This window comes from Rhodococcus sp. PAE-6 (assembly GCF_025290685.1).
Lineage (GTDB): Bacteria > Actinomycetota > Actinomycetes > Mycobacteriales > Mycobacteriaceae > Rhodococcus > Rhodococcus pyridinivorans.
In genome coordinates this window covers 150,533-176,495 of the sequence record NZ_JAOCLZ010000005.1, presented here as the reverse complement: position 1 = coordinate 176,495, position 25,963 = coordinate 150,533, and the positions used below count along the sequence as shown (strand labels likewise).

Sequence of the window (25,963 nt, the reverse complement as noted above, 5' to 3'; positions counted from 1 at the left end):
TGCGACGGTTCCTACGGCCGGCGGGGCCGGTAGGTGCCGATCGTCCAGTACACACCGTGCGGGTCCCGGCAGGTGAACCCGTGCGATCCGTAGTCCTCGTCGCGGAGTTCGACGGTCACGGTCGCGCGGACCGCCGGGTCCTCCGCCTGCGCCGAGGCGAGCACCCTCTCGTACAGGGCATCGACGGTGACGTCGTCGGGAAGCACGAGATAGACGGCGCCCCTGTCGGCGTGCTGGTCGAGCGGCGACCCGCGACCGGTCGAGCCGAGCATGACCCCTCCGCCGTGCGGCCAGAGCAGGGCTGCGTGGTCGACGCGATCCCCTTCCCCGTAGACCTCCGCTTCGGCGAACCCGAGGGTGTCCACGAGGAAACGGATCGCGCCCCGGGCGTCGGTGTAGGCGAAGCACGGCCACACCGTGTCGACGGTGGGTGTGAGGGTGGTCGACTGCTGCGTGGAATTCGTTGTGTTCGTCATGTCTCCGAGTGTCGGCCCGGAACCCCCCGGTCGTCTTGGACGAATGGGAACACCTCGTCCTCGAGCCACCGCGACGGCGGGACGCCCGCCAGATCGCGCCAGTCGCGGGCGAGATGCGCCTGGTCGTAGAAGCCGCACTCGGCGGCGACATCGGCGAGGCGGCGGCCGGGGTCGGCCCGCAGCATCCGTCGCGACCGGTCGAAGCGCGCCACCCGGGCCACGTCCTTCGGGGACAGTCCGAACTCGGCGGCGCACCGGTTCGCGAGGTGTCGCCTGCTCCATCCGAGTTCGTCCGCAACAGCGCGGACCGGGCGAGCCGGGTGCGTCACGAGCAGGTGCCAGGCGTGGACGAGGTGCCCGTCCGGACTCGTCGACCGTGCGGCGACCAGGCGGCGGGTGAGAAGCCGGTCGAGGACGGCGAACCGCTCGTCCCACGATTCGACCGCGGAGATCCGGTCGAACAACTCCCGGCCGTCGGCGCCGATGACGTCCTCGAGATCGACGGCCCACGGCCCGAGCGCGGCGGCGGGCACACCCAGCAGGGCGCGCGCACCCGCGGGGGTGAGCGCGAGTTGGATCCCGTGCTGCCGGCCGTGGTGGACGATGGGCACCGGTTGCGTCGACAACCCTCCGGCGAGCGCGTCGAAACGTTCCGGGCACCGTCCGTCGCCCCGCGAGAGTTCGACGGGTTCGGAGATCGTGAGGATTACGGTGACCTCCGGAGAGGGCATACCCAGATGGGTCCCCGACGGGAAACCGTCGAGCCGATACCCCTCGTACGACCGTACGTAGGGTGTCAGCAGGGGTGTCGGACGCCGCCTGGCGCCGTCAGACTCACCGACTGCGGACCCGGTCATGGCACCAGCGTAGTGAGAGCAGTCCGGAAGACAAGAGCACCGGAGAACAGGGGCACGATGAGCAACAAGGCAGGCGTCGCAGAGGCCTTTATCGTCAAGATGCTGGACAACGGCGCGAGGCTGCAGGGCCCTGCGGTGGCCAAGTACGTCGATCTCATGCGGCGCTCGCACCCCGACGAGTCCCCGGCGCAGATCATCGAGCGGCTCGAGAAGCAGTTCCTGCTGACCGTCACCGGCAGCGGGTCCGCGGCGGGCGCAACCGCAGCCTTCCCCGGCATCGGGACACTCGCGGCCATCGGCGCGGTCGGCGCCGAGACGGCCTTCTTCTTCGAGGCGTCCGCGCTGCTCACCCTGGCCATCGCATCGGTGCACGGGATCGAACCCCACAACCACGAGCAGCGCCGCGCGCTGGTGCTCGCCGTCTCCCTCGGTGACGCCGGCCGGGAGATCGTCGCGACCGCGACCGGCGCGTCGCTGCGCAACTGGCCCAAGGCGCTGACCACCGGCGCGGGCGGCACCCAGCTGAAGACGCTGAACAATTCCCTGGTCAAGAAATTCATCCGCCGGTACTTCGCCAAGCGCAGTCCGCTGCTGATCGGCAAGCTCGTCCCCGCTGGTATCGGCGCCGCGATCGGTGGCGTCGGCAACCGTGCGCTGGGCAAGCGCACGATCCAGAACGCCCGCGACGCCTTCGGTCCACCGCCGGCCGCGTGGCCCGTCGCACGTCCCGTCCTCCCGGCGAGCGGAGAGGCACCGGCGCTCGACACCGGTGTTCCGGTCCCGAAGGACTGACCGTGCCGGCCGACGGGAAGGTGTTCGTACGGGAGTCCGGTGCGGGACCACGCACCGTCGTTCTGCTGCACGGCTTCTCCGATCACGGCGGTACGTGGTGCAAGGTCGCGCCGGCGATCGCCGAACGGCACCGGGTGCTCGCGGTCGACCTGCCCGGTTTCGGACGTAGCGCGCAGCACTGGGAGACCCCCGTGCTCGACCACTATGTCGACGTCCTGGCCGACCTCGTCGACGACGTTCCCGAACCGGTGTCGCTGGTCGGGAACTCGCTCGGTGCGGTCACCGCACTGGTGTTCGCGTCGGTCCACCCGTCCCGGGTCGACCGCGTGGTGCTCGCCGACATGCCGGGTCTCGCCGGGATCCCCCGGTGGTGGACGCAGGGTGCACGCATGCCGGTCGAACTGTCGCGCCTGCTGCCCGCTCCGGTGATGCAGCAGGCCATGGGTGCCCTGTACGCGCGGGCCGCCGTGCACCGGCGCGGCACCTTCGACCGGGCGGCGCGCACGGCGTTCGCGGCGAACTACGCGACCCGCGAGCAGGTCGACACGCTGCTGACCGTGGGCCGGCACGCGATCGGTGAGCTCGGCCGACTGCCGATCCCGGAGATGGTGCACGCCCTCGACATGCCGGCCCTGCTGGTGTGGGGTGCACAAGACCGGTTGACGCCCGCTCACGCCGCACGACGGGTGCAGGCCGGCGGCCGGAGACGGGTGGTGATCATCCCCGATGCCGGGCACTGTCCTCAGCTCGACGCGCCCCGCGAATTCCTCGACGCCGTCCTGCCCTTCCTCGACTGACCCGTAAGCTCACGGCGACCGCGGCACCAGCCGCACCCATATCTCGACGACGCGGGGGTCCGAATCCGTGACAGCACCGTCAACGCAACCGCCGTACGGCACACCCGATCCCCGGGTGCCCTCGGGGGCACCGGGGGCACCGGGGGCACCGGGCGCAGGGATCGCCGTCCACGGCCTGAACAGGACGTTCGGTGACCACACGGCCGTATCGAATCTGTGGTTCACGGTGCCGCCGGGCTCGATCACCGGCTTCCTCGGACCCAACGGATCGGGCAAGACCACCACCCTCGGCATGATGCTCGGCCTCGTCCGGCCGAGCGCCGGGAACGCCTTCGTCGACGGCGTGCCGTTCACCTCCCTGCAGCAGCCTGCACAGGTCGTCGGAGCGGTGCTCGACGCGCGCAGCGCCCACCCCAAACACCGGGCGCTGACACACCTGCAGATCTACTGTGCCGCGATCGGCGTGCCCGACGAACGGGCGAGGCAGATGCTCGACCTCGTCGGCCTGGGGTCGGTCGCGCGGCGTCGCATCGGCGAGTTCTCCCTCGGCATGCGGCAGCGACTCGCCCTGGCGACGGCCCTGCTCGGACAACCGCGTTATCTCGTGCTCGACGAACCGGCGAACGGACTCGACCCCGAGGGCATGGCCTGGCTGCGCGACTTCCTCCGCGCATTCGCCGCCAACGGCGGGACCGTGCTGATCTCGAGCCACATCCTGCGGGAGATCGAGCAGATGGCCGACCGCCTCGTGATCATCGCGAACGGTCACCTGGTCGCGGAGACCTCGATGACCGATCTGCGCGACGCCTACCGCTCGCGGGTGTTCGCCGCGGCCTCCGACCCGGCCCGCCTCGCGACCGCACTCGCCGCGGCCGGGCACACCGACGCGCAGGTGCAGCAGGACGGACGGCTCGCGGTCGTCGGCGTGACTTCCGACCGCATCGCCGAGATCGCCGCGACCGCGGAGGTGACGCTGTTCGGGACGAGTGTCGAGCACGTCGATCTCGAGCAGGTCTACCTGGCGATGACGGCCGGTCGCTACGCGGCCGCGCCGGTCGCGCAGTATCCGGGGCACGGAGCCCACCATCCGCCGGGCGGGCAGTATCCGCAGGGCCCGCAGTACCCGAGTGCCCAGCAGCACCCGCAGGCCCAGCCGTATCCGAACGGCCAGCAGTATCAGCAGTACCCGACCGCACAGCAGTACCCGAACTCACAGCAGTACCCGACCGCACAGCAGTACCCGCAGTCGCAGTGGGGACAGCCGAACCGACCGCCGACCGGGCAAGGAGGTCCCACCGCATGACCGCGCTTCTCACCGCCGAGTTCCGCAAGGTCCTGAGCCTGCGCTACTGGTGGATCCTCGGCATCGCACCGCTGCTGGTGGGACTGTTCTGCGGGGCGCTGACGCTGCCGGTCGCGCGGCAACTCGAACTCGGCTTCGGTGACGGTTTCGCCGAGGCCGTCGCCGCCGCGGTCGGCATCTCCCTCTCGTTGTCGCTGGTGTTCCTGTTCGCCGCGATCTTCGGCGCGGTGGCGACGGGCAGCGAGTTCGCGCACCGAACGATCGTGACGACCTTCCTCACCGCGCGGGGACGCGACCGGGTCGTCGGCGTGAAGTTCGCGACCGTCGCCGTGATCGGGCTGCTGTACTGCATCGTCACGGAAGTCGCGGCGGCCGCGACGCTCGTGTTGTTCGGTGGGGGCTTCGACGGTGCCGACCTCGGATCGGTCGCAAAGGTGATGGGCATCGGTCTGTTCTGCGCGCTGATGTGGTCGCTCATCGGAGCGGGGCTGGGTCTGCTCACACGGTCGACGACGGGCAGTGTGCTCGCGATCTGCGCGTGGGTGCCGTTCGGGGAGCTGATGGTCTCGGTCGTCCTGCACGGTCTCGGTCTCGGCGCGATCGCGTCGTACCTGCCGGCGCAGGTGACCTGGTACGTGCTGTTCTCCGCGGTGTCGATGCCCGAGGACGTGACACTCGAGATGACGTGGCCGGCGGCCCCGCTGCTCCTGCTCCTCTGGACCGTGGTGCTGGGCGGCCTCGGCTGGTGGCGCGCCCGCACCGCCGACGTCGTCTGACACGTTCGATCACCTGCGCCTCCGGCCCTCCCCGAGCGGCTTCGACGTGCCCTGTCGTCGCTCGGCGCTAATGTCGGTTCGATGGCACACGACCCGATTCCGCGCTCGCCGGGATGGATTTCCCGGCTCGTCGCCGAATGCCTGAAACACCGCAGAACAGCCGTCGGGGCGCTGGCCGTCACCGTCGTCGCCGCCCTGATCGACATCGCCTTCCCACTGCTGACGAAGGTCGCGGTCGACAGCGCGACCGGGCAGGGCGACGTGCCCGCCGACGACCTGCGCCTGATCGGGCTGGCCGCGGCTGCGATCGCGGCAGGTGCGGTGATCCGGTTCGGCTGCCAGTACGGGCGCCGCATGCTCGCCGGACGCCTGTCGCTCGACGTGCAGCACGACCTGCGGTTGCGCCTGCTCGGCTCACTCCAACGTCTCGACGGCCACGGTCAGGACCGCATCCGCACGGGTCAGGTGGTCTCGCGGTCCATCACCGACCTGCAGCTCGTGCAAGGGCTGCTCGCGATGGTGCCGATGTCGGCAGGTGCGCTGCTGCAATTCGTGCTCGCGCTGGTGATCATGACGACCCTCTCGCCGCTGCTCACGCTGGTCGCGGTGGTCATCGTCCCGATCATCGCGGGTCTCGTGCGGGTCGTGCGCCCGAGGCTGTTCGCCGCGACCTGGTCGGCGCAGCAGCGCGCGGCCGATCTCGCCCAGCACGTCGAGGAGACGGTCACGGGCGTGCGGGTCGTGAAGGGATTCGGGCAGGAATCGCACGCGGTCGACCAACTCGAGGAGCACGGTCGCAGGCTGTACGCGGAGCGTCTGCGTGCCGCCCGGATCAACGCGTGGTTCTCGGCGCCGATGGGTGCGATCCCGCAGTTCGGGCTCGTCGCCACCATCGCTCTCGGCGGCTGGCTCGCCCTCGAGGGCGGAATCACCGTGGGCACCTTCGTGGCGTTCACCGCCTATGTGGCGACGATGACGGGGACGACCCGCACCCTCTCGCAGGTCGTGATCATGGCGCAGCTGTCCCGCGCCGCCGTCGAGCGGGTGTACGAGGTGATCGACACCGAACCCGACGTCGCCGATCCCCCGCATCCCGTCGAACTGCCCGACGGTCCGCTCGGGGTGCACCTGGAGGACGTGACGTTCGGCTTCGACGACGACCGGGACGTACTGCGCGGCCTCGACCTGGAGATCGCGCCCGGCGAGACCGTCGCGATCGTCGGCCCGGCCGGGTCGGGCAAGACCGTGCTGTCGCTGCTGCTCCCCCGCTTCTACGCGCCACACCGCGGGTCGGTGTGCCTGACCGCGGACGGCCGCGACATCGACGTCGCCACGCTCCGCGCCGACGATCTGCGCGGGGCGGTCGGCCTCGTCTTCGACGAGCCGTTCCTGTTCTCCGACACGGTCGCGTCCAACATCGCGCTCGGCCGGCCCGACGCGTCGGACGACGAGATCCGCACCGCGGCCGCGGCGGCACGCGCCGACGACTTCGTCGAGGCCCTCCCCGAGGGTTACGACACGGTCGTCGGTGAACGCGGCCTGACACTGTCCGGTGGGCAGCGGCAGCGGGTCGCGCTGGCGCGGGCACTGCTCGTCGATCCGCGGGTGCTGATCCTCGACGACGCGACCTCTGCGGTCGACGCCGAGACCGAGGCTGCGATCTACGGCGCGTTGCGGGCGGGTCGGCGCCGCACGACCCTCGTGCTCGCCCATCGGCGGTCGACGCTCGCACTCGCCGACCGGGTCGCCGTGCTCGACGAGGGACGCATCGTCGACATCGGGACGGTCGACGAACTCGAGGAGCGCAGTCCCGTCTTCCGGCGTCTGCTCTCGACCGACGACGACGCCGCACCGGCACCGGAACGCCCGGTTCCCGCCGGTGAGTTGTGGCCCGAGGAACCGGACGACGATGAGCCGTCCGGTACCGTTCGGAATCCTCCGGCGGTCGGTGGAGGTCGCGGCGGACCGGCGGGCAGTGGTGGCCGCGGCGGGCCGGTGTCCGGGGCGCTCGGCGCGGTGGCCCCGACCCCGGAACTGCGCGCGGCCGTCGACGCGCTTCCCCCGGCCACCGAGACCCCCGGACGCGATCCGGCCCTGCGGTCCGAGGCCCTGCGCCTGCCCGACCCGCAGTTCCGATTGTGGACGACGCTGCGCCCGGTGCGCGCACTGCTGGCGGTCGTCGTGCTGTGCCTGGCGGTGGAGTCGCTGACGAGCATCGCGTTCCCGTCGCTGGTGCGGTACGCCGTCGACCGCGGGGTGACCCCGGGCGATCCGTCCCGGCTGTGGCAGGCGACCGCCGCGGGTGTGGTGCTCGCGCTGCTCGGCTGGTTCGTGGTCGCGATCCTCACGGTGCTCACCGCGCGGGCGGGCGAACGGGTGTTGTTCGGGCTGCGCGTGCGCTCGTACGCGCACCTGCAACGGCTCGGGCTCGACTACTACGAACGCGAACTGTCGGGCCGGATCATGACGCGGATGACGACCGATGTGGACGCGCTGTCGCAGTTCATCCAGACCGGCCTGTCCACCGCGGTCGTGGCGGTGCTGACGCTCACCGGTATCTCGATCGCGCTGATCGCCACCGATCTGTCGCTGGCCCTGGTAGTGCTGGCGGTACTGCCCGTGCTGGTCGGCGCGACCCTGTGGTTCCGGAAGGTCTCCGGGACGGCGTACGCGCAGTCCCGCGAACGCATCTCCCTGGTGAACGCGGATTTCCAGGAGAACGTCACGGGTCTGCGCGCCGCCCAGGCCTACCGCAGGGAGGAGACCGCGGCGCGGCGGTTCGCCGAGCGCGCGGAGGCCTATCGGCGCAGTCGCCTGCGGTCGCAGCGGGCCATCTCGCTGTACTTCCCGTTCATCACTTTCCTGTCCGATCTGGCGCTCGCGGCGGTCGTCTTCGTCGGCGCCCGCGAGGTGGCGTCGGGCGCGGTCGGCCCCGGTGTGCTGATCGCGTTCGTGCTGTATCTGAACCTGTTGTTCGCACCCATCCAGCAGTTGTCGCAGGTCTTCGACGGTTACCAGCAGGCGCGCGTCGGTCTGCGCCGGATCGGCGACCTGCTGCGGACCGAGAGCTCGCTCGAGTCTGCCGAGGAGGGCACGGTCGCCATCACCGGGCACCTCCGCGGCGACGTCGACCTGCGGCAGGTGGGCTTCCGGTACAGCGAGGCCGACCGTGACGCGTTGAGCGATGTGGACCTGTCGATCCCGGCCGGGTCGACGGTCGCCCTGGTGGGCCGCACCGGTGCCGGGAAGTCGACGGTCGTCAAACTGCTCGCCCGGTTCTACGACCCGACCTCCGGTTCGGTGCGGGTGGACGACACCGATCTGCGCCGTTACCGTCTGCGCGACTATCGGGGCCGGCTCGGGGTGGTGCCGCAGGAGGCGCACCTGTTCACGGGCACGGTGGCGACCAACATCGCCTACGGCCGGCCCGAGGCGACGCGCGAGGAGATCGAATCGTCCGCGCGCGCCGTGGGGGCGCTGGACATGATCGCGGGACTCGCCGGCGGCATGAACCATCCGGTGGGTGAGCGCGGTCAGGGTCTGTCGGCAGGGCAGCGTCAGCTCATCGCACTCGCGCGCGCCGAACTGGTGGACCCCGATCTTCTGTTGCTCGACGAGGCCACCGCGACCCTCGATCCCGCCACCGAGAAGGCGGTGCTCGAGGCGGGTGCGCGGGTGGCCCGCTCGCGGACGGCCGTGGTGGTGGCGCACCGTCTCGCGACCGCCGCACGCGCCGATCTCGTGGTGGTCGTCGACGACGGCCGTATCGTCGAGTGCGGGCCCCACGACGAGCTCCGCCGAGCGGGAGGTCTGTACACCACTTTGTGGCAACTCGCTACCGGTGGTCTCGTTCCGGAGGAGCCCGAGGTCCTGCTCACTTCGACGACGGAAGGATCGAACATGAGATCGTCCTCACGTTTGTAACGGGGTGCGCGCTGCGCCGATGCACCTTAGAGGGAATAATCGGCTCTCGAGAACCGTCATCGATGGAGACCCCATCGCACCAGATTGTGAGGTAGCCCACCGACATGCGCGGTCAGTTCGGATCGTCACATGCCACGGGCTAGCCTCATATTCACAGGCGCTCCGATCGGGTACCGAAGAAAGAAACGAGGCGAACAACTGCCGTGAGCAGCAGCTCTACATCACAGTTCGGACAGAACCAGTGGTTGGTTGACGAGATGTACCAGCGCTTCCAGGACGACCCTTCGTCCGTGGACGCGAGTTGGCACGAATTCCTCACCGACTATTCGCCGGAAGCCGCGGTGGCCGGAGGCACCAACGGCTCCGACACCGCCACGACCGAGAAGCCCGCGCCGCGCACAGCATCTGCGCCGAGTTCCTCCGCTTCGGCCCCCACCAAGCCTGCACCGAAAACCGAGACCGCGTCGGCGAAGCCCGCACCGCAGGCCGAGGCCGCGCCGGCCAAGCCTGCACCGAAGGCGGAGACCAAGCCTGCGACGCAGCCGAAGGCCCAGGCAGCGCCCGCGAAGCCGGCTCCCAAGCCCGCCGCGGCCCCGTCGGGCCAGGCCACCGAGGAGAAGAAGGTTCTGCGCGGCGCCGCTGCTGCCGTTGCGAAGAACATGAACGCCTCGCTGTCGATCCCGACGGCCACCAGTGTTCGCGCGGTGCCCGCGAAGTTGATGTTCGACAACCGCATCGTCATCAACAACCACCTCGCCCGCACCCGGGGCGGCAAGGTCTCGTTCACCCACATCCTCGGTTACGCGATCGTCCAGGCGGTCAAGGCGTTCCCGAACATGAACAACCACTTCGCCGAGGTCGACGGCAAGCCGAACCTCGTCGTGCCCGCGCACACGAACCTCGGTCTCGCGATCGACCTGCCCGGCAAGAACGGCCAGCGTTCGCTGGTCGTGGCGGCCATCAAGAACTGCGAGACGATGAACTTCGCGCAGTTCTACTCGGCCTACGAGGACATCGTGCGCCGCGCCCGCGACGGCAAGCTCACCGGCGACGACTTCTCCGGCGTCACGATCTCGCTGACCAACCCGGGCGGTATCGGCACCGTGCACTCTGTCCCGCGTCTGATGCAGGGCCAGGGCGCGATCATCGGCGCCGGCGCCATGGAGTACCCGGCCGAGTTCCAGGGTGCGTCCGACGCGCGGCTCGCCGAGATCGGCATAGGCAAGCTGCTGACGCTCACCTCCACCTACGACCACCGCGTGATCCAGGGCGCGGAGTCGGGTGAGTTCCTGAAGAAGATCCACGAGCTGCTCATCAGCGACGACTTCTACGACGGCATCTTCCACACCCTGCACATCCCCTACGAGCCGGTCCGCTGGCGCAAGGACGTGCCGGAAGGTCTCGTCGACAAGCACACCCGTGTGCTCGAGCTCATCGCCGCCTACCGCAGCCGCGGCCACCTCATGGCCGACACCGATCCGCTGCAGTTCGTGCGCGACAAGTTCCGGTCGCATCCCGACCTCGACGTCACGACCCACGACCTGACGCTGTGGGATCTCGATCGCGAGTTCAATGTCGGTGGCTTCCACGGCCGCCAGAAGATGAAGCTGCGCGACGTGCTGTCGGTGCTACGCGACGCGTACTGCCGCCACGTCGGTGTCGAGTACACCCACATCCTCGAGCCCGAGCAGCAGCAGTGGCTGCAGGAGCGGGTCGAGGCGCACCACGTCAAGCCGACGGTCGCCCAGCAGAAGTACATCCTGAGCCGCCTCAACGCCGCCGAGGCGTTCGAGACGTTCCTGCAGACCAAGTACGTCGGTCAGAAGCGCTTCTCGCTCGAGGGCGCCGAGTCCGTCATCCCGATGATGGACGCGATCATCGACCAGGCCGCCGAGCACACGCTCGACGAGGTCGCCATCGCGATGCCGCACCGCGGTCGCCTGAACGTGCTCGCGAACATCGTCGGCAAGCCGTACTCGCAGATCTTCTCGGAGTTCGAGGGCAACCTGAACCCGGCCGCTGCGCACGGTTCCGGCGACGTGAAGTACCACCTCGGCGCCGAGGGCACCTACATCCAGATGTTCGGCGACAACGACATCAAGGTCTCGCTCACCGCGAACCCCTCGCACCTCGAGGCGGTCAACCCGGTGCTCGAGGGCCTCGTCCGCGCCAAGCAGGACATCCTCGACAAGGGCGAGGACGGCTTCACCGTCCTGCCCTTGCTCCTGCACGGCGACGCTGCGTTCGCCGGTCAGGGCGTCGTCGCGGAGACCCTCAACCTCGCGCTGCTGCGCGGCTACCGCACCGGCGGCACCGTGCACATCGTCGTCAACAACCAGGTCGGCTTCACCACCGCGCCGGAGCACTCGCGTTCGTCCGAGTACTGCACCGACGTGGCGAAGATGATCGGCGCGCCGATCTTCCACGTCAACGGCGACGACCCCGAGGCCTGCGTGTGGGTCGCGAAGCTCGCCGTGGACTTCCGCGAGAAGTTCCACAAGGACGTCGTCATCGACATGATCTGCTACCGCCGCCGCGGTCACAACGAGGGCGACGACCCGTCGATGACCCAGCCGGCGATGTACGACGTGATCGACACCAAGCGCAGCGTCCGCAAGAGCTACACCGAGGCCCTGATCGGCCGCGGCGACATCTCGCTCAAGGAAGCGGAAGACGCCCTGCGCGACTACCAGGGACAGCTCGAACGGGTCTTCAACGAGGTCCGCGAACTCGAGAAGTACCCGCCGGAGCCGTCGGAGTCGGTCGAGCTCGACCAGACCCCGCCGAAGCGTCTCGACACCTCCGTCGACCGGCCGGTGCTCGAGCGAATCGGCGACGCCTTCGCCGAGGCGCCCGAGGGCTTCACCGTCCACCCGCGCGTCAAGCCGGTGCTCGAGAAGCGTCGTGAGATGTCACGCAACGGCAAGATCGACTGGGCGTTCGCCGAGCTGCTCGCGTTCGGTTCGCTGGCCGAGGAAGGTGCCCTGGTGCGCCTGGCCGGTCAGGACTCGCGTCGCGGCACGTTCACGCAGCGCCACTCGGTCATCATCGACCGCAAGACGGGCGACGAGTACAACCCGCTCGCCTCGCTGGCCAACCAGGCCGGCAACGGCGGCCGCTTCATGGTCTACGACTCGGCGCTGACCGAGTTCGCGGGTCTGGGCTTCGAGTACGGCTACTCGGTGGGCAACCCCGACGCGCTCGTGCTGTGGGAGGCGCAGTTCGGCGACTTCGTCAACGGCGCGCAGCCCATCATCGACGAGTTCATCTCGTCCGGTGAGGCCAAGTGGGGTCAGCTTTCCGACGTCGTGCTGCTGCTGCCGCACGGCCACGAGGGCCAGGGTCCCGACCACACCTCGGGCCGCATCGAGCGCTGGCTGCAGCTGTGCGCCGAGGGTTCGATGACGGTCGCGGTTCCGTCGACCCCGGCGAGCTACTTCCACCTGCTGCGCCGCCATCACCTCGACGGCATCCGCCGCCCGCTGGTGGTGTTCACGCCCAAGTCGATGCTGCGCAACAAGGCCGCGGTCAGCAACATCGAGGACTTCACGCAGGGCAAGTTCCGCTCGCTGCTCGAAGAGGTTCCTTACGAGGAGGGCACGGCCGACCGGTCGAAGGCCACTCGTGTGCTGCTCACCTCCGGCAAGATCTACTGGGAACTGCTGGCGAAGAAGCAGAAGGAAGGTCGTGACGACGTCGCGATCGTGCGCATCGAGCAGCTGTACCCGGTGCCGCGTCGCCGCATCGCCGAGACGCTCGAGCAGTACCCGAACGCCACCGAGTTCTTCTGGGTCCAGGAGGAGCCGGCGAACCAGGGTGCCTGGCCGTTCCTCGGCCTCGCGCTGCCGGAACTGCTGCCCGACAAGCTCAGCGGTATCAAGCGCGTGTCGCGTCGCGCGATGTCGGCACCGTCGTCCGGCTCGAGCAAGGTCCACGCTGTCGAGCAGCAGGAGATCATCGAGAAGGCCTTCGGTCGCTAGAAGCTCCGTTTCGGATCCTTCGGGTCCTTGACGGTTCTCATGTGAGCCGGGTCGGTTCGTCCCCGCGAGGGGCGATCGACCCGGCTCACGCCTTTTTCCGGTGTGTTTCGGACCGGGCACGACGGGCACCCTCCGGAGGACCCCCGATCGTGTCCTGCGAGGAGCTACCGATGGCAAATCCGACCGTGGCCGACTACCTGTTGCACCGCCTGCGCGCGTGGGGGGTGGACCACGTCTTCGGATATCCCGGCGACGGCATCAACGGGATCCTCGCCGCCTGGACGCGCACCGGCAACGATCCGGTCTTCGTGCAGTCCCGGCACGAGGAGATGAGCGCCTTCGAAGCCGTGGGCTATGCGAAGTTCACGGGCCGGCCCGGGGTGTGCATGGCGACCTCCGGCCCGGGCGCGATCCATCTGCTCAACGGCCTGTACGACGCGAAACTCGACCACGTTCCGGTGGTGGCGATCGTGGGCCAGACCGACCGTTCAGCGATGGGCGGGTCGTACCAGCAGGAAGTAGACCTGCACACGCTGTACAAGGATGTGGCGTCGGCGTTCGTGGAGACGGTGACGGTGCCCGAGCAGTTGCCGAACGTCCTCGACCGGGCGATGCGCACCGCCATCGCGTACCGCACTCCCACGGCAGTCATCATCCACGGCGACGTGCAGGAACTCGAGTACTCCCCGCCTGGCCACGAGTTCAAGATGGTGCCGTCGAGCGTCGGCTTCGACCGTCCCCGGATCGCACCGGACGACGACGCGATCCGGCGGGCCGCGGAGATCCTCAACGCCGGGGACAAGGTGGCGATGCTCGTCGGCAGCGGCGCCCGCGGTGCGCGGGCGCAACTCGAGCAGGTCGCGGATCTGCTCGGCGCCGGGGTGGCGAAAGCCCTGCTGGGCAAGGACGTGCTGTCGGACGAGTTGCCGTGGGTCACCGGATCGATCGGGTTGCTGGGCACGCGGCCCACCCACGAGATGATGACCGGCTGCGACACGCTGCTCATCGTCGGTTCGTCCCTCCCCTACAGCCAGTTCCTGCCCGAATACGGCCAGGCCCGCTGCGTGCAGATCGACATCGACCCGAACATGATCGGGATGCGCTATCCGAACGAGGTCAACCTCGTCGCGGATGCCGCCGCCGCGCTCGACGCGCTCGTCCCGCTGCTGCAGCGCAAGGAGGACCGGTCGTGGCGTGAGGGCATCGAGCAGAACGTGCAGCGCTGGTGGCAGACCATGGGACAGCAGGCGGAGGTCGAGACGGAGTTCGTCAATCCGCTGCGGATGTTCGCCGAGGCCTCACCGCGACTGCCGGACGATGCGATCGTCACCGCCGACTCGGGTTCGGCCGCCAATTGGTATGCGCGCCAATTGCAGTTCCGCGGTGACATGCGCGGTTCGCTGTCGGGCACCCTCGCGACGATGGGTCCGGCGGTGCCGTACGGGATCGGCGCGAAGTTCGCGCATCCGGGTCGTCCGGTGGTCGCGTTCGCCGGCGACGGGGCGATGCAGATGAACGGCATGGCCGAGCTGATCACCATCCAGCGGTACTGGCAGCAGTGGACCGATCCGCGGCTCGTCGTCGCGATCATCCACAACAACGATCTCAACCAGGTCACCTGGGAGATGCGTGCGATGGGTGGGGCACCGAAATTCGCGGAGTCCCAGTCGCTTCCGGACGTCGACTACGCTGCCTTCGCGCGCAGTCTCGGGCTGGGCGGCGAAACCGTGAAGTCCTCGGACGAGATGGGCTCGGCCTGGGATCGCGCGCTGGCCGCGGACCGTCCGACGGTGCTCGACGTGTACACCGATCCGGACATGCCGCCGATCCCGCCGCACGCGACGTGGGAGCAGTTCACCGATGTCGCCAAGGCCGTGCTCGCCGGTGACGAGAACCGTTGGGGCTTCGTGAAACAGGGCGTCAAGACGAAGCTGCAGGAGTACCTTCCCGGAAACGATCGCTGAGAAACCCACCGGCCGGAGCAGCGTCACCGGCCGATGAGTGGAGCGAATGTGCCGCCAGCGCAACGCCGGACAGCGCCGCGATGGCCAGTTCGACGAACTCGTCGCGGGTGAGTTCGGGATCGCGTAGCCACGCGATGGTCGTGTCCTCGACGAAGGCCACCCAGCCGCGCACGGCGAGCCGCACGGCGGGCGTCGGCTCGATCCCGATGGCGGGCAGGTGCGCGACGGTCCGGTCGACGAGCGCTGTGCGGGTGTCCTCGAAGGCCGCCCGCATGTCGGGGTCGCCGCTGGTGGCGCCGCGCAGGATCGAGACGTACATGTCGCGGCGCCGGGTGACGTAGTCGACGTACGCGACGAGCGTGCCGCGCAGCATCTCGATCGGTTCGAGACCTTCGTCCGGTGCGGTGTACTCGACGAGATCCTGGCCGACGCATCGCACGAGCTCGACGTGGTAGTCGTGCTTCGAGGCGAAGTAGTGGAACAGCAGCCCCTTCGAGACCCCGGCCCGGTCGGCGACCTCGTCGACGGAGATCTGCTCGAGGGGCCGGTCGGCGAGCAGTTCGAGACCCTGTTCGATCAGCTGGGCCCGGCGTTGGGCGGGACCGAGGCGGGTCCGGCGGGGTCCGGGACTGTCGTCTGTCACGTCCACCATGCAAACACCGTTATTGAATTATGGTCAACAAGTGTTGACCAGGTCACTGGAACGCTCTAACCTCAAGTACATGAGTCTTCCGGTTACAGATACCGTCGCCGACGCGGAGATCCGTCAGGTCGACACGCTGATCATCGGCAGCGGGTTCGCCGGGCTCGGTGCGGCCATCCGACTGTCGCAGGCGGGCAAGGACTTCCTCGTGCTCGAACGCGCCTCCGAGGTGGGCGGCACCTGGCGCGACAACACCTACCCCGGCGCGGCGTGCGACGTGCCGTCGAACCTGTACTCCTACTCGTTCGCCCTCAACCCCGGCTGGACGCGCTCGTTCTCGCCGCAGCCGGAGATCCAGGAGTACATCCGCTCGGTCGCCGACCGGTACGACGTGCGGCGACGCACTGTCTTCGAGTGCGACGTGCAGACGGCCCGCTGGAACACCGCGACGCACCGCTGGGACGTGGCCACCACGCGCGGGAAGTACAGCGCCAAGGTCGTGATCTCCGCGGTGGGCGCCCTGTGCGAGCCGTCGCTCCCCGACATCGAGGGCATCTCCGGTTTCGAGGGCGAGATCTTCCACTCGGCACGGTGGAACCACGACGCCGACCTCGCCGGCAAGCGCGTCGCGGTCATCGGCACCGGCGCCTCCGCCATCCAGATCGTGCCGGCCATCGCCGGCACCGTGGGCCATCTCGACGTCTACCAGCGCACGGCACCGTGGATCCTCCCCCGCTTCGATCGCGAGTACACCGCTCCCGAGCGGTTCGCCTTCCGGTTCATCCCCGGCTTCCAGCGCCTTTCACGCGCCCTGCAGTACACCGCCCGCGAGACGCAGGTCGTGGGTCTGGCCAAGGCGCAGGCCTTCATGAAGCCGCTCGAGCTCGCCGCGCGTATCCAGGTCCGGCGGCAGATCCGCGACAAGGAACTGCGCCGGAAGGTCACGCCGAACTACGGTATCGGCTGCAAGCGCATGCTGATCTCGAACAACTACTACCCCGCGCTCGACCGGCCGAACGTCGACCTCGTCACCGACGGCATCGCCCGCGTCACCCCGCGCGGCATCGTCACGAAGGACGGCACCGAACGCGAGGTCGACGCGATCGTCGTCGCGACGGGCTTCCACGTCACCGACTCGCCGACCTTCGCCGGCATCTTCGGCAAGGAAGGCCGTTCGCTCGCCGAGGTCTTCGACGAGACCGGCATGCGGGGGTACAAGGGCAGCTCGGTCGCCGGATTCCCGAACCTGTTCTTCCTCGTCGGCCCGAACACCGGACTCGGGCACACCTCGATGGTGTACATGATCGAGTCGCAGCTCGAATACGTCGTCGACGCCATTCGCACGATCGATCGCAACCGCATCGGCACGGTCGAGGTCCGCGAGGACGTGCAGGACGAGTACAACCGCGACCTGCAGCGCGCGATGCGGTCGAGCGTGTGGAACAACGGCGGGTGCGCGAGCTGGTATCTCGACAAGCACGGCAACAACACCACGCTGTGGCCGGGATTCACCTTCGAATTCCGCCGTATCACCCGCAGGTTCGACCTCGAGGCGTACCGTAGCGTCGCCGAATCGGATCTCCCCGTCGCCACCGACCGTCCCGCGCAGGAGCGCACGTCCCGAGAGGCAGCAGTTCGATGAGTGATGTCGCAGGCCGGGTCGTCGTCGTCACGGGCGCGGGTTCCGGGATCGGCCGGGCCCTCGTCCTCGCCCTCGCGGCTCGAGGCGCCCGCCTGGCGATCTCGGATGTCGACACCACAGGGCTCGAGGAGACCGCGCGTCGCGCACGGGAACTCGGCGCCGAGGTGAAGGCCGACCATCTCGACGTCACCCAGCGCGAGAAGGTCCTCGAGTACGCTGAGCAGGTCGCCGCCCACTTCGGCGCGGTCCACCAGGTGTACAACAACGCGGGCATCGCCTATCACGGCGACCTCGAGCGCACCGAGTTCAAGGACATCGAGCGCGTGATGGACGTCGACTTCTGGGGAGTCGTCAACGGCACCAAGGCTTTCCTGCCGTATCTCATCGCGTCGGGCGAGGGCCACCTGATCAATGTCTCGAGCCTGTTCGGTCTGCTGAGCATCCCGGGTCAGGCGGCGTACAACTCGGCGAAGTTCGCCGTGCGCGGCTTCACCGAGGCGGTGCGGCAGGAGATGCTCGTCGCGCGGCATCCCGTACAGGTCACGTGCGTGCATCCCGGTGGTATCAAGACCGCGATCGCGCGCAACGCCGCCGTCCCCGACGGCGACGACCAGGCGACCTTCGCGGAGTTCTTCGACCGCAAGCTCGCACGCACGACCCCCGAGGACGCGGCGAAGACCATCCTCACCGGTGTGCGGAAGAACAAGGCGCGTGTACTGATCGGCGCCGATGCGAAGCTGCTCGACGCCTTCGTCCGCGTTGCCGGACCGGCCTATCAGCGTGTCGTCGCCACCGTGACCTCCCGGGTCGTGCCGAGGGGATAGGCTGCGGCATGCCTCCGACACCGCAGTTGTCACCGCGGGTGGCGCGTACCGCCCTGCGTCCTCTCTTCCGTGCCCTGCTGTCGCCGCGCTGGTCGTTCGCCACGCAGCGCCGGTTGCTCGACCTCGCGGCGCCGTTGCAGTTCCTCCCGAAGGACACCGTGGTGCGCCCGATCCGTCTGGCGGGACGCCCCGCCGAGCGGATCACGGTGGGCGCCACCGAGCGGACCACGGCGATCCTGTACCTGCACGGCGGGGCGTACACCGGCGGGTCGCTCGCCACGCACCGCTCGCTCGCGGCGCATCTCGCCGCCGCGTCCGGAGCGGCCGTGTACGTCCTCGACTACCGGCTCGCGCCCGAGCATCCCTATCCTGCGGCGTTGAACGACGCCGAGGCGGCCTATCTCGAACTCGTCAGCGAGCACGGCTTCGAGGTGTCGAGCATCGCGGTCGCCGGCGACTCGGCCGGCGGTGGCCTCGCCGCGGCCACCACACACCGGCTCGTCGACCGTCACGGGATCACCCCGCCGGCGCTCGGATTGTTGTCGCCGTGGACCGATCCGGCCGCCCGCGACCTGCCCGACGTGAACGACGTCGTTCTGAACAAGGGATGGGTGTATTCCTCGGCCGAGGCGTATCTCGCCGGAGGCGATCCCACCGATCCCGGTTACGCGCCCATCCACGCCGATCCCACGGGTCTGCCGCCGACGCTCATCCAGGTGGGCACCGCGGAGATGTTCCACCCACAGGTGCGGCAGTACGCCGAGAAGCTCCGGGAGGCGGGCGTCGAGGTCACCCTCGTCGAACAACCCGAGCTGTGGCACGTCGCGCCGTTGCAGGCGTCGCTCGTTCCCGAGGCCGCCGCGGCGATCTCCGACTTCGGTGTGTTCCTCCGCGACCGGATGGGCACCCGCGCGGGCTGAGTACTCGCGGGGTGCCGTTCACGCTCCGGCGTGTTCGTCGATCCATTCGCGGGCCACGGTCTCGGGATCATCTCCCTCCTCGACACGCGCACGCAGTTCGGTGAGATCGCTCGTGGTCAGTTCACCCGCGATGGTCCGCAACGCGTCGAGTTGTGCCTCGTCGAGGGTGCCCTTGCGGAAGACCGGGACGACGTTCTGGGCCGGCAGGACCGGGGCGGGCGCATCGTCGGCGTTCGTGTCGTCCTGCGGGCTGCGGTCGGGTGCGTCGGGCACGGTGCTCACGGGCGAATCCGCGTCGATCTCCGCGAGGGCGGACGACGTCGTGGTGGTTCCGACGACCGTGTCGGGTTCCGACGCGACGGCGACGGACTGTGCATCCTCGATCCGTCGCACCTCGCGCGGGCGGCAGTCGGCGCGTTCGAGGGCGGTGAGTCCACCGGCGGTGTCGAAGTCCTCGGTCACCGCGAAGGTCAGGTCGGCGCAGCGGCCGGCGAGGTCGGCCACGCGGCTCACCGACCATTGCGTGAGCCGTTCGCGGTCGGCGAGCAGCACCGCGCGGTCCTGCGCCGAGGCGTAATCGGAGATGGTCAGTTCGTCGGGCAGTGCGCGCGCCAGCGCTTCGAAGACGTCCTCGGCGTCGGTCGCGTCGGCACCGGGATCGTAGGACGCGAGCAGCCGTCCCGTGTAGCCGGGGATCAGTGTGAGATCGGCGGCGTCGAGCGCTGGGGTCGGATCGGCGACGCCGGAGCGGACCTGCACGTCGATCCCGCTACTGCGCAGCGCTCCCGCGTACAGCTGCGCGAGCAGTTCCTCGTCGGGCCGCTCCCCCGCCCCGACGATCACTGTCGTCGACGGTGCCGCCTCGTCGAGAACGGGCGACGCACACCCCTGGAGCACGGCCGCCGCCGCGCATGCGGTGAGCACCGTCGCCGCGACCGGCCGGATCCGTCTCGCTTCGTTCGCCACGGCGGTCATTGTCGCCCACCGGTGCGCCACGGTCCGCACGTGCCCGACCGTCCGGCCCGCCGAGGCGCCGAACGCCCCGGTCCGGAACCCTTGTGCGGTTCGGATCGGGGCGTTCGGTGCGATCTCGCCGGGAGCGAATCCCTAGTCGGTGACGCCTTCGGCCTTCGCCGCGGCCGCGACGGCCTCGGCGACGGCGGGCGCCACGCGCGGATCGAGCGGGCTCGGGACGATCTTGTCCGCGGCCAGTTCGTCACCGACGACCGAGAGGATGGCCTCGGCGGCGGCGAGCTTCATGCCCTCGGTGATGCGGCGGGCACCTGCGTCGAGAGCGCCCTTGAACACACCGGGGAAGGCCAGCACGTTGTTGATCTGGTTCGGGAAGTCGCTGCGACCGGTCGCCACGATCGCGGCGTGCTTGTGGGCGATGTCGGGGTGGATCTCCGGATCCGGGTTCGACATCGCGAAGATGATGGCGTCGTCGGCCATTGTCGCGACGATCTCCTCGGGCACGGTGCCCGACGACACGCCGAGGTAGACGTCGGCGCCGTCGAGCGCCTCGGCGATGCCGCCCTTGCGGCCCTCCGGGTTGGTGCGGGAGGCCAGATCGGCCTTGATCTCACCGAGGTCGGTGCGGTCGGAGGAGATGATGCCCTTCGAATCGAGCACCACCACATCGCGCGCACCGGCGGCGAGCAGGATGTTCGCGCACGCCACGCCGGCAGCTCCGGCGCCGGAGATCACGATACGCAGGTCGGCGATGTCGCGGCCCTGCACCTTCACCGCACCCTTGAGGGCGGCCAGGGCGACGATGGCGGTGCCGTGCTGGTCGTCGTGCATGACCGGGCAGTCGAGCGCCTCGATGACGCGCTTCTCGATCTCGAAGCAGCGCGGAGCCGAGATGTCCTCGAGGTTGACGGCGCCGAAGGACGGACGCAGCCGGATGAGGGTCTCGACGATCGCGTCGGGATCGGTGGTGTCGAGCACCAGCGGGATGGAGTTCAGGCCCGCGAACTTCTTGAACAGCGCGGACTTGCCCTCCATCACCGGCAGCGAGGCACGTGCGCCGATGTTGCCGAGACCGAGGACCGCGGTGCCGTCGGAGACGACGACGACCAGGCGGTTGGTCCAGGTGTAACGGTCGACGAGGGTCTCGTCGGCGGCGATGGCCCGGCAGACCTGGGCGACACCGGGGGTGTATGCAATGGACAGATCGCGCTGGTTCTCGAGCGGCGCGGTCAGTTCGACCGACAGCTTGCCGTCGACGTGACTCGAGAAGATCTCCTCGTCCGTCAACTCGAGCTTCTGAGGGGTAGGTGCATCAGACACAATTGACACGATGACACTCCTGCGTGTTCCGAGTCGACCTCTGGACTCGGTTGCTGCGAAAACACCGCAGTTCGATGCATCTCACACACGTGCATGCATCGAGTTGCAGCGCTTCGCCAAGGACATTGGATTGAAGCTTCCGGGCGCGATCACGACTGCCGCTGTACAACGCTGTACGGCTTCCGGAACGTGATGGAGCCGGGGCGGGTGGCCCTGGCATCGAGCCCTGGGTGATCTAGCCCTGGGTGGGTCTGCCATCCTTCGTCCGATTCCGGGGTATTCCGGCTTTCGGATTGCCGCAAGTTTGCCACCTTCGCAGACGAACAATCAAATCGGCATCGATTGCGAAGGTCTCACGGTTTTGTCGCCTCACCTGTGAGTTTACGTGCCGTGAACACCGCGCCGCGGGCGCACCGCGATGAATTTCCGCAGTTACACGATGGCTACCGACGGGTAGCCGAGATGGCACTCGAGGCCGTCATCCCCACCACTGAGTGATCATCAGAATCGATGCAGTGAAGATCACCACAAGGCTCGACAGGAGTGCTGTGCCACCCGAGCGTCGATCCGCCGTCACCTGGGCGATCACGGCCACGAGCGCGGCGACGACGTGCGCGGCGACCGAGGTGGCGCCCGGGCCGGGGAAACCGCGGTCGCCGGCGAGGTACTGGGCCCCGCACACCACGAACGTCAGGACCAGCACCGCCCCGCACACCACACCGGAGAGAGCGCGGAGGGCGCGGACGGGCAGACTCGCGCGGCGCGATGCGGGTTCGTACGGATCGGCGTAGTACCCCTCGTCCGGGTAATACGGTTCGTTGTAGTACTCACTGTCGTAGTAGTTTTCGTCGTTCGGCGACCCGTACTCCTCGTCCGGATACCGCGCACCCCGTCGCCTCATCCCTCGAGCACCTCCACACCGGTCGCGCAGTCGAGCAACGCCTCGTACGCCGCCGGAGCCGTGGTGAAGCTGCCGAGCCTGATGGTCTTGTTGTCGCCGTGATAGTCGGACGATCCCGTGACGACGACCCCGAGCGACCGCGCGAGATCGCGCATCGTCCGCACATCCTGCTCGTCGTGATCGGGATGATCGGCCTCGACACCGCCGAGTCCGAGTTCGGCGAGTTCCTCGATGTGGTCGAGGGCGAGGAGCCGCCCACGCGCACGTGCCCGGGCGTGCGCCACCACCGGCACACCGCCCGCGGCCGTCACCATCTTCACGGCGTCGGCGAGCGGGGTATCAGCCTTCGGTACGTAGTAACGGCCGCGCGGCGACAGCAGCTCGGTGAAGGCGTCGGCCACCGTGGGCACCACACCGGCGGCGACGAGCGCCCGCGCCAGATGGGGCCGGCCCGCGGCGGGGCCCGCCTCGGCGAGCACTGCGTCGATGTCGATCGGCAGACCGTCGTCCGCCATCCGCACACCCATCGCCCGGATCCGCGACACCCGTTCACCACGGAGCCGCTCGAGTTCGGCGACGAAGACCGGATCGTGCGGGTCGAACAGATAGGCCAGCAGGTGCACGGCGACCGGGGCGCCGTCCTCCCCGCGTCCCGTGCAGGACATCTCCATTCCCCGGACGAGACGCAGGCCCGTCGGCAGGGCCGCTGCGGCCTCGTCCCATCCCGCGGTCGTGTCGTGGTCGGTCAGGGCCACGACGTCGAGACCCGCCCGGGCAGCGGCACGGACCAGTTCCGCGGGACGGTCGGTGCCGTCCGATGCGGACGAGTGGGTGTGGAGATCGATACGCACGCCACCAGTCTGTCAGGTCGGCGGGCTAGCATGATTGGAGCTGCCCCGCCCGGTCCCCGTCGACGGGCGACCGCCGCGCCGCGGGCCTGCGACCGGGCCGCGTCCCAGCGGCATGCCGTGAGGAAGGACAACATGCCGCACCAGCCTTCTCGTGCCACCCGTCGCGGCCCCACTAGCCCGGTCCCCACCGAGCAAGCGGTGGTCGACTGCGCGGTCTACGTCGACGGGCACCGCCTGCCCGGCCGCTACAGCCACACCGAGGCGGTGGCAGAGGTCCGTCGGCGCGGTGCGGGATTCGTGTGGCTCGGGCTGCACCACCCCGACGAGAAGCAGATGACGAACGTCTCGCACACCTTCGGACTCCACGAGCTGATGGTCGAGGACGCCGTCCACGCCCACCAGCGCCCGAAGCTCGAGCGCTACGACGACGTGCTGTTCCTGGTGCTGCGCACCGTCAGTTACATCGAGCACGAGTCGGTGACGACCACCAAGGACATCGTCGAGACCGGCGAGATCATGTTGTTCACCGGCCCCGACTTCATCGTGAGCGTGCGGCACGGCGACCACTCCGAGCTCTCGCACGTGCGCAAGCGCCTCGAACGCGACCCCGATCATCTGTCCCGCGGTCCGGCGGCCGTGCTCCACGCGATCGCCGACCACGTGGTCGACTCCTATCTCGCCGTCACCACGGCCGTGCAACCCGACGTCGACGACATCGAGGAACTCGTGTTCACCCCCGACACGCGGATCGCGGTCGACCAGATCTACATGCTCAAGCGCGAGATCGTGCAGTTGCGCCGCGCCGTCGTGCCGCTCGCCGAACCACTGCAGCAACTCATCCGGGCGCCGGGCAACCCGATCCCGAAGGACGTCCGGCGCTACTTCCGCGACGTCGCCGACCACCACACCACGGTGTCCGACCGCATCGCGGCCTTCGACGAGACGCTCGGCACGCTGCTCGACGCGGCGATCGCGAAGGTCACCGTGCAGCAGAACACCGACATGCGCAAGATCTCCGCGTGGGTCGCGATCGCCGCCGTGCCGACGATGATCGCCGGGATCTACGGCATGAACTTCGATCGCATGCCCGAACTGCATTGGCAATACGGCTATTACGTCGTGCTCTCCGCGATCGTCGCGATCACCGTGGGATTGTTCGTCACCTTCAGGCGCAACAACTGGTTGTGACCACCGAACTCGACCGCCCCTCGACACGCGCTGCGCAGGCTGCGCGATCTCCTCGGCGCCACGTGCTCGCCGTCGCCCTCGCGCTGATCCTGCTGCAGACGATCCTCCGGACCGTGGTGGCCGCGACCGGCGAGTTCTACTGGGACGACCTGATCCTCGTCGGGCGCGCGGGGTCGTATCCGCTGCTGTCCGACGCCTTCCTGCGGTACGACCACGACGGTCACCTGATGCCCGCCGCCTTCCTCGTGGCGGGGATCGCCACGGCGATCGCGCCGCTGGAATGGTGGCCGGCGGCGGCCTCGCTCGTGATCGGTCAGTTGCTCGCCTCGCTGGCGGTGCTGCGGGTGCTCTGGTTGCTGCTCGGCCCGCGACGCGCTCTGTGGGGACCGTTGCTGTTCTATCTCCTCACGCCGCTGACGCTTCCGGCCTTCGCGTGGTGGTCGGCCGCGCTCAACGCGTTGCCGCTGCAGGCCGCACTGGCCTGGGTGGCGGGAGATGCGCTGCAGTACAGCAGGACCGGTCGGCGCCGTCATATCGTGAGCGCCCTCGTCGTCACCGCTGTGGCGCTGGTGTTCTTCGAGAAGTCGGTCCTCGTTCCGTTCGCCGCGTTCGCGACGGTCGCCCTCGCACACCACGTCGACGGACTCGTTCGGCCGATCCGCAGCACGTGGGCGCAGGCCCGGCCGTTGTGGCTCGGCTCGGCGGCCGTGCTGGTCGTGTGGGCGGTCTGTTACTCGACGATCGTCGAATCCCGGTTCGGGATCCCGCCGTGGTCGATGGTGGCCGGGTTGACCCATCACGGCATCTCCTACGGGCTGTTGCCGTCGCTGCTCGGGGGTCCCTGGGAATGGGAGCGGTGGAATCCGAGCCCGCCCTGGGCCGATCCCCCGCTCGTGCTCGTCGTGGTCGCGTGGCTCGCTGTCGCGGGCGCCGCAGCGTGGACGGTGCGCCGGCGACGGCGGACGGGGCCCGTGTGGTTCGCTGTGATCGCCTACATCCTGGCCTCGCTCGCGGCGATGATCAGCACCCGCTTCGGTCCGGAGACCACCTACGAACTCGCGCGCACTCTGCGCTACTTCGCCGACTCCGCCGTGGTCGTCGCGATCGCCGCGGCGCTGATCCTGCGCGCCCCGCGACGAGGCACGACGTCCCGTCCTCGTGCCGTGCGTGCGGCCGCCTGGACCTGCGCGGCCGTGTTCACCGTCGGCTCCCTGTGGTCGACCGTGACGTTCGCGCGCAGCTGGTCGGACAATCCGACGGGCGATTATCTCGGGGCGGCGAAGGCGGCGCTCACGGCCCGGCCCGACGAGCCCGTGCTCGATCACCCGGTGTCGGTATGGATCCTGCTGCCCGTCACCTACCCGCACAACCTGGTGGGGTCCGTCTTCTCCGCGCTGCCCGTCCGGTCCGACATCCGCGACCACGCGACCGACCTGTGGGTCCTCGACGATCTCGGTCACCGCACTCCTGCCGACCTGCTGCCGCTGCGCCTCGTCCCGCCCGGCCCCGAGCCCGACTGTGGCCATCGCGTCACCACCGACGCCGTCACGGCCGTGCCGCTCGATTCCCCCGCGGGCGACTGGGAGTGGACCGTGCAGGTGAACTACCGGGCCTCCGCCGACGGCACGATCGACCTCGGCTTCCCCGGCCGCGCATCCGTTCCGGTCCCCGTCACCGAAGGACTCGGGACGGTGTACGTCCGCGTCTCCGGGGACGGGTCGGCGTTGCAGGCGCGCTCGTCCACCCCCGGCACGACCGTGTGCCTCGGTGCCGGATCGCTCGGAGTGGTCGTGCCGCGGGGGTGACGGCGGGCCAGCGTGGCGCGTCCGAGCG

At 69.2% G+C, this 25,963-nt stretch carries 19 protein-coding genes; 12 read left to right on the top strand and 7 right to left on the bottom strand.

Annotation, left to right across the window (positions count from 1 at the left end; translation table 11 throughout):
- Positions 1 to 11 precede the first annotated feature (11 nt).
- Entirely contained in the window at positions 12 to 476 is a 465-nt protein-coding gene (locus tag NVV99_RS13120) for a VOC family protein (protein ID WP_024103466.1), read from the bottom strand.
- Positions 473 to 1,333 carry an AraC family transcriptional regulator gene (locus NVV99_RS13115; protein WP_024103465.1) on the bottom strand — a complete coding sequence of 287 codons (861 nt, stop codon included), beginning with the start codon at positions 1,331 to 1,333 and terminating at the stop codon, positions 473 to 475. Before NVV99_RS13115 ends, NVV99_RS13120 begins: the two co-directional genes overlap by 4 nt.
- A gap of 57 nt (positions 1,334 to 1,390) precedes the next feature.
- Between NVV99_RS13115 and NVV99_RS13110 the strand changes: the two genes are divergently transcribed.
- The 7 genes from NVV99_RS13110 (at position 1,391) to NVV99_RS13080 (ending at position 14,869) form a co-directional block, all read left to right on the top strand.
- Positions 1,391 to 2,125 (top strand): hypothetical protein, encoded by a 735-nt coding sequence (locus tag NVV99_RS13110; RefSeq protein WP_006554327.1) that lies wholly within the window; start codon positions 1,391 to 1,393, stop codon positions 2,123 to 2,125.
- A 2-nt stretch (positions 2,126 to 2,127) separates the two neighbouring features.
- Positions 2,128 to 2,922 carry an alpha/beta fold hydrolase gene (locus NVV99_RS13105; protein ID WP_024103464.1) on the top strand — a complete coding sequence of 265 codons (795 nt, stop codon included), beginning with the start codon at positions 2,128 to 2,130 and terminating at the stop codon, positions 2,920 to 2,922.
- A gap of 175 nt (positions 2,923 to 3,097) precedes the next feature.
- The gene (locus NVV99_RS13100; protein WP_242411762.1) at positions 3,098 to 4,225 is read left to right on the top strand and encodes an ABC transporter ATP-binding protein; all 1,128 of its coding nucleotides are present in this window, start codon (positions 3,098 to 3,100) and stop codon (positions 4,223 to 4,225) included.
- A complete protein-coding gene (locus tag NVV99_RS13095) occupies positions 4,222 to 5,001 on the top strand; it encodes an ABC transporter permease (RefSeq protein WP_024103462.1) in 780 nt (259 codons plus the stop codon). The genes NVV99_RS13100 and NVV99_RS13095 overlap by 4 nt, the downstream gene beginning before the upstream one ends.
- Before the next feature lie 81 nt (positions 5,002 to 5,082).
- On the top strand, positions 5,083 to 8,925 hold the full coding sequence (locus NVV99_RS13090; RefSeq protein ID WP_024103461.1) for an ABC transporter ATP-binding protein: 3,843 nt from the start codon (positions 5,083 to 5,085) through the stop codon (positions 8,923 to 8,925).
- A gap of 203 nt (positions 8,926 to 9,128) precedes the next feature.
- On the top strand, positions 9,129 to 12,905 hold the full coding sequence (locus tag NVV99_RS13085) for a multifunctional oxoglutarate decarboxylase/oxoglutarate dehydrogenase thiamine pyrophosphate-binding subunit/dihydrolipoyllysine-residue succinyltransferase subunit (protein WP_080678554.1): 3,777 nt from the start codon (positions 9,129 to 9,131) through the stop codon (positions 12,903 to 12,905).
- A gap of 170 nt (positions 12,906 to 13,075) precedes the next feature.
- Positions 13,076 to 14,869: a thiamine pyrophosphate-requiring protein gene (locus tag NVV99_RS13080; protein WP_024103459.1), complete on the top strand. Its 1,794-nt coding sequence runs from the start codon at positions 13,076 to 13,078 to the stop codon at positions 14,867 to 14,869.
- On the opposite strand, the gene NVV99_RS13075 is transcribed toward NVV99_RS13080, so the two are convergent.
- Positions 14,826 to 15,521, bottom strand: a complete 696-nt coding sequence (locus NVV99_RS13075; RefSeq protein WP_033097304.1) for a TetR/AcrR family transcriptional regulator — start codon at positions 15,519 to 15,521, stop codon at positions 14,826 to 14,828. The genes NVV99_RS13080 and NVV99_RS13075 overlap by 44 nt on opposite strands.
- A gap of 70 nt (positions 15,522 to 15,591) precedes the next feature.
- Between NVV99_RS13075 and NVV99_RS13070 the strand changes: the two genes are divergently transcribed.
- Genes NVV99_RS13070 through NVV99_RS13060 form a run of 3 tightly spaced genes read left to right on the top strand, consistent with a single transcriptional unit; the run spans position 15,592 to position 18,898 of the window.
- A complete protein-coding gene (locus NVV99_RS13070) occupies positions 15,592 to 17,154 on the top strand; it encodes an NAD(P)/FAD-dependent oxidoreductase (RefSeq protein ID WP_024103458.1) in 1,563 nt (520 codons plus the stop codon).
- Positions 17,151 to 17,978 carry an SDR family oxidoreductase gene (locus tag NVV99_RS13065; protein ID WP_024103457.1) on the top strand — a complete coding sequence of 276 codons (828 nt, stop codon included), beginning with the start codon at positions 17,151 to 17,153 and terminating at the stop codon, positions 17,976 to 17,978. The genes NVV99_RS13070 and NVV99_RS13065 overlap by 4 nt, the downstream gene beginning before the upstream one ends.
- An 8-nt stretch (positions 17,979 to 17,986) precedes the next feature.
- The gene (locus tag NVV99_RS13060; RefSeq protein WP_024103456.1) at positions 17,987 to 18,898 is read left to right on the top strand and encodes an alpha/beta hydrolase; all 912 of its coding nucleotides are present in this window, start codon (positions 17,987 to 17,989) and stop codon (positions 18,896 to 18,898) included.
- Positions 18,899 to 18,916: 18 nt separating this feature from the next.
- Here the strand turns inward: NVV99_RS13060 and NVV99_RS13055 are convergent, their stop codons facing one another.
- The 4 genes from NVV99_RS13055 to NVV99_RS13040 all read right to left on the bottom strand — a co-directional run bounded on the left by NVV99_RS13055 (position 18,917) and on the right by NVV99_RS13040 (position 22,942).
- Entirely contained in the window at positions 18,917 to 19,873 is a 957-nt protein-coding gene (locus NVV99_RS13055; protein ID WP_019288076.1) for a glycine betaine ABC transporter substrate-binding protein, read from the bottom strand.
- A gap of 132 nt (positions 19,874 to 20,005) precedes the next feature.
- Complete coding sequence (locus tag NVV99_RS13050; RefSeq protein ID WP_024103455.1) at positions 20,006 to 21,199, bottom strand: NADP-dependent malic enzyme; 1,194 nt, start codon at positions 21,197 to 21,199, stop codon at positions 20,006 to 20,008.
- Positions 21,200 to 21,668: 469 nt separating this feature from the next.
- The gene (locus NVV99_RS13045) at positions 21,669 to 22,091 is read right to left on the bottom strand and encodes a hypothetical protein (RefSeq protein ID WP_006554312.1); all 423 of its coding nucleotides are present in this window, start codon (positions 22,089 to 22,091) and stop codon (positions 21,669 to 21,671) included.
- On the bottom strand, positions 22,088 to 22,942 hold the full coding sequence (locus tag NVV99_RS13040; protein WP_006554311.1) for a PHP domain-containing protein: 855 nt from the start codon (positions 22,940 to 22,942) through the stop codon (positions 22,088 to 22,090). The genes NVV99_RS13045 and NVV99_RS13040 overlap by 4 nt, the downstream gene beginning before the upstream one ends.
- 132 nt (positions 22,943 to 23,074) lie before the next feature.
- Here NVV99_RS13040 and NVV99_RS13035 point away from each other — a divergent pair, with 132 nt between their 5' ends.
- Together NVV99_RS13035 and NVV99_RS13030 are read left to right on the top strand one after the other, a co-directional pair.
- Positions 23,075 to 24,130, top strand: coding sequence for a magnesium and cobalt transport protein CorA (locus tag NVV99_RS13035; protein ID WP_197539110.1), 1,056 nt, complete (start codon positions 23,075 to 23,077; stop codon positions 24,128 to 24,130).
- Entirely contained in the window at positions 24,127 to 25,935 is a 1,809-nt protein-coding gene (locus tag NVV99_RS13030; protein WP_006554309.1) for a hypothetical protein, read from the top strand. The genes NVV99_RS13035 and NVV99_RS13030 overlap by 4 nt, the downstream gene beginning before the upstream one ends.
- The last annotated feature ends 28 nt before the right edge of the window (positions 25,936 to 25,963 follow it).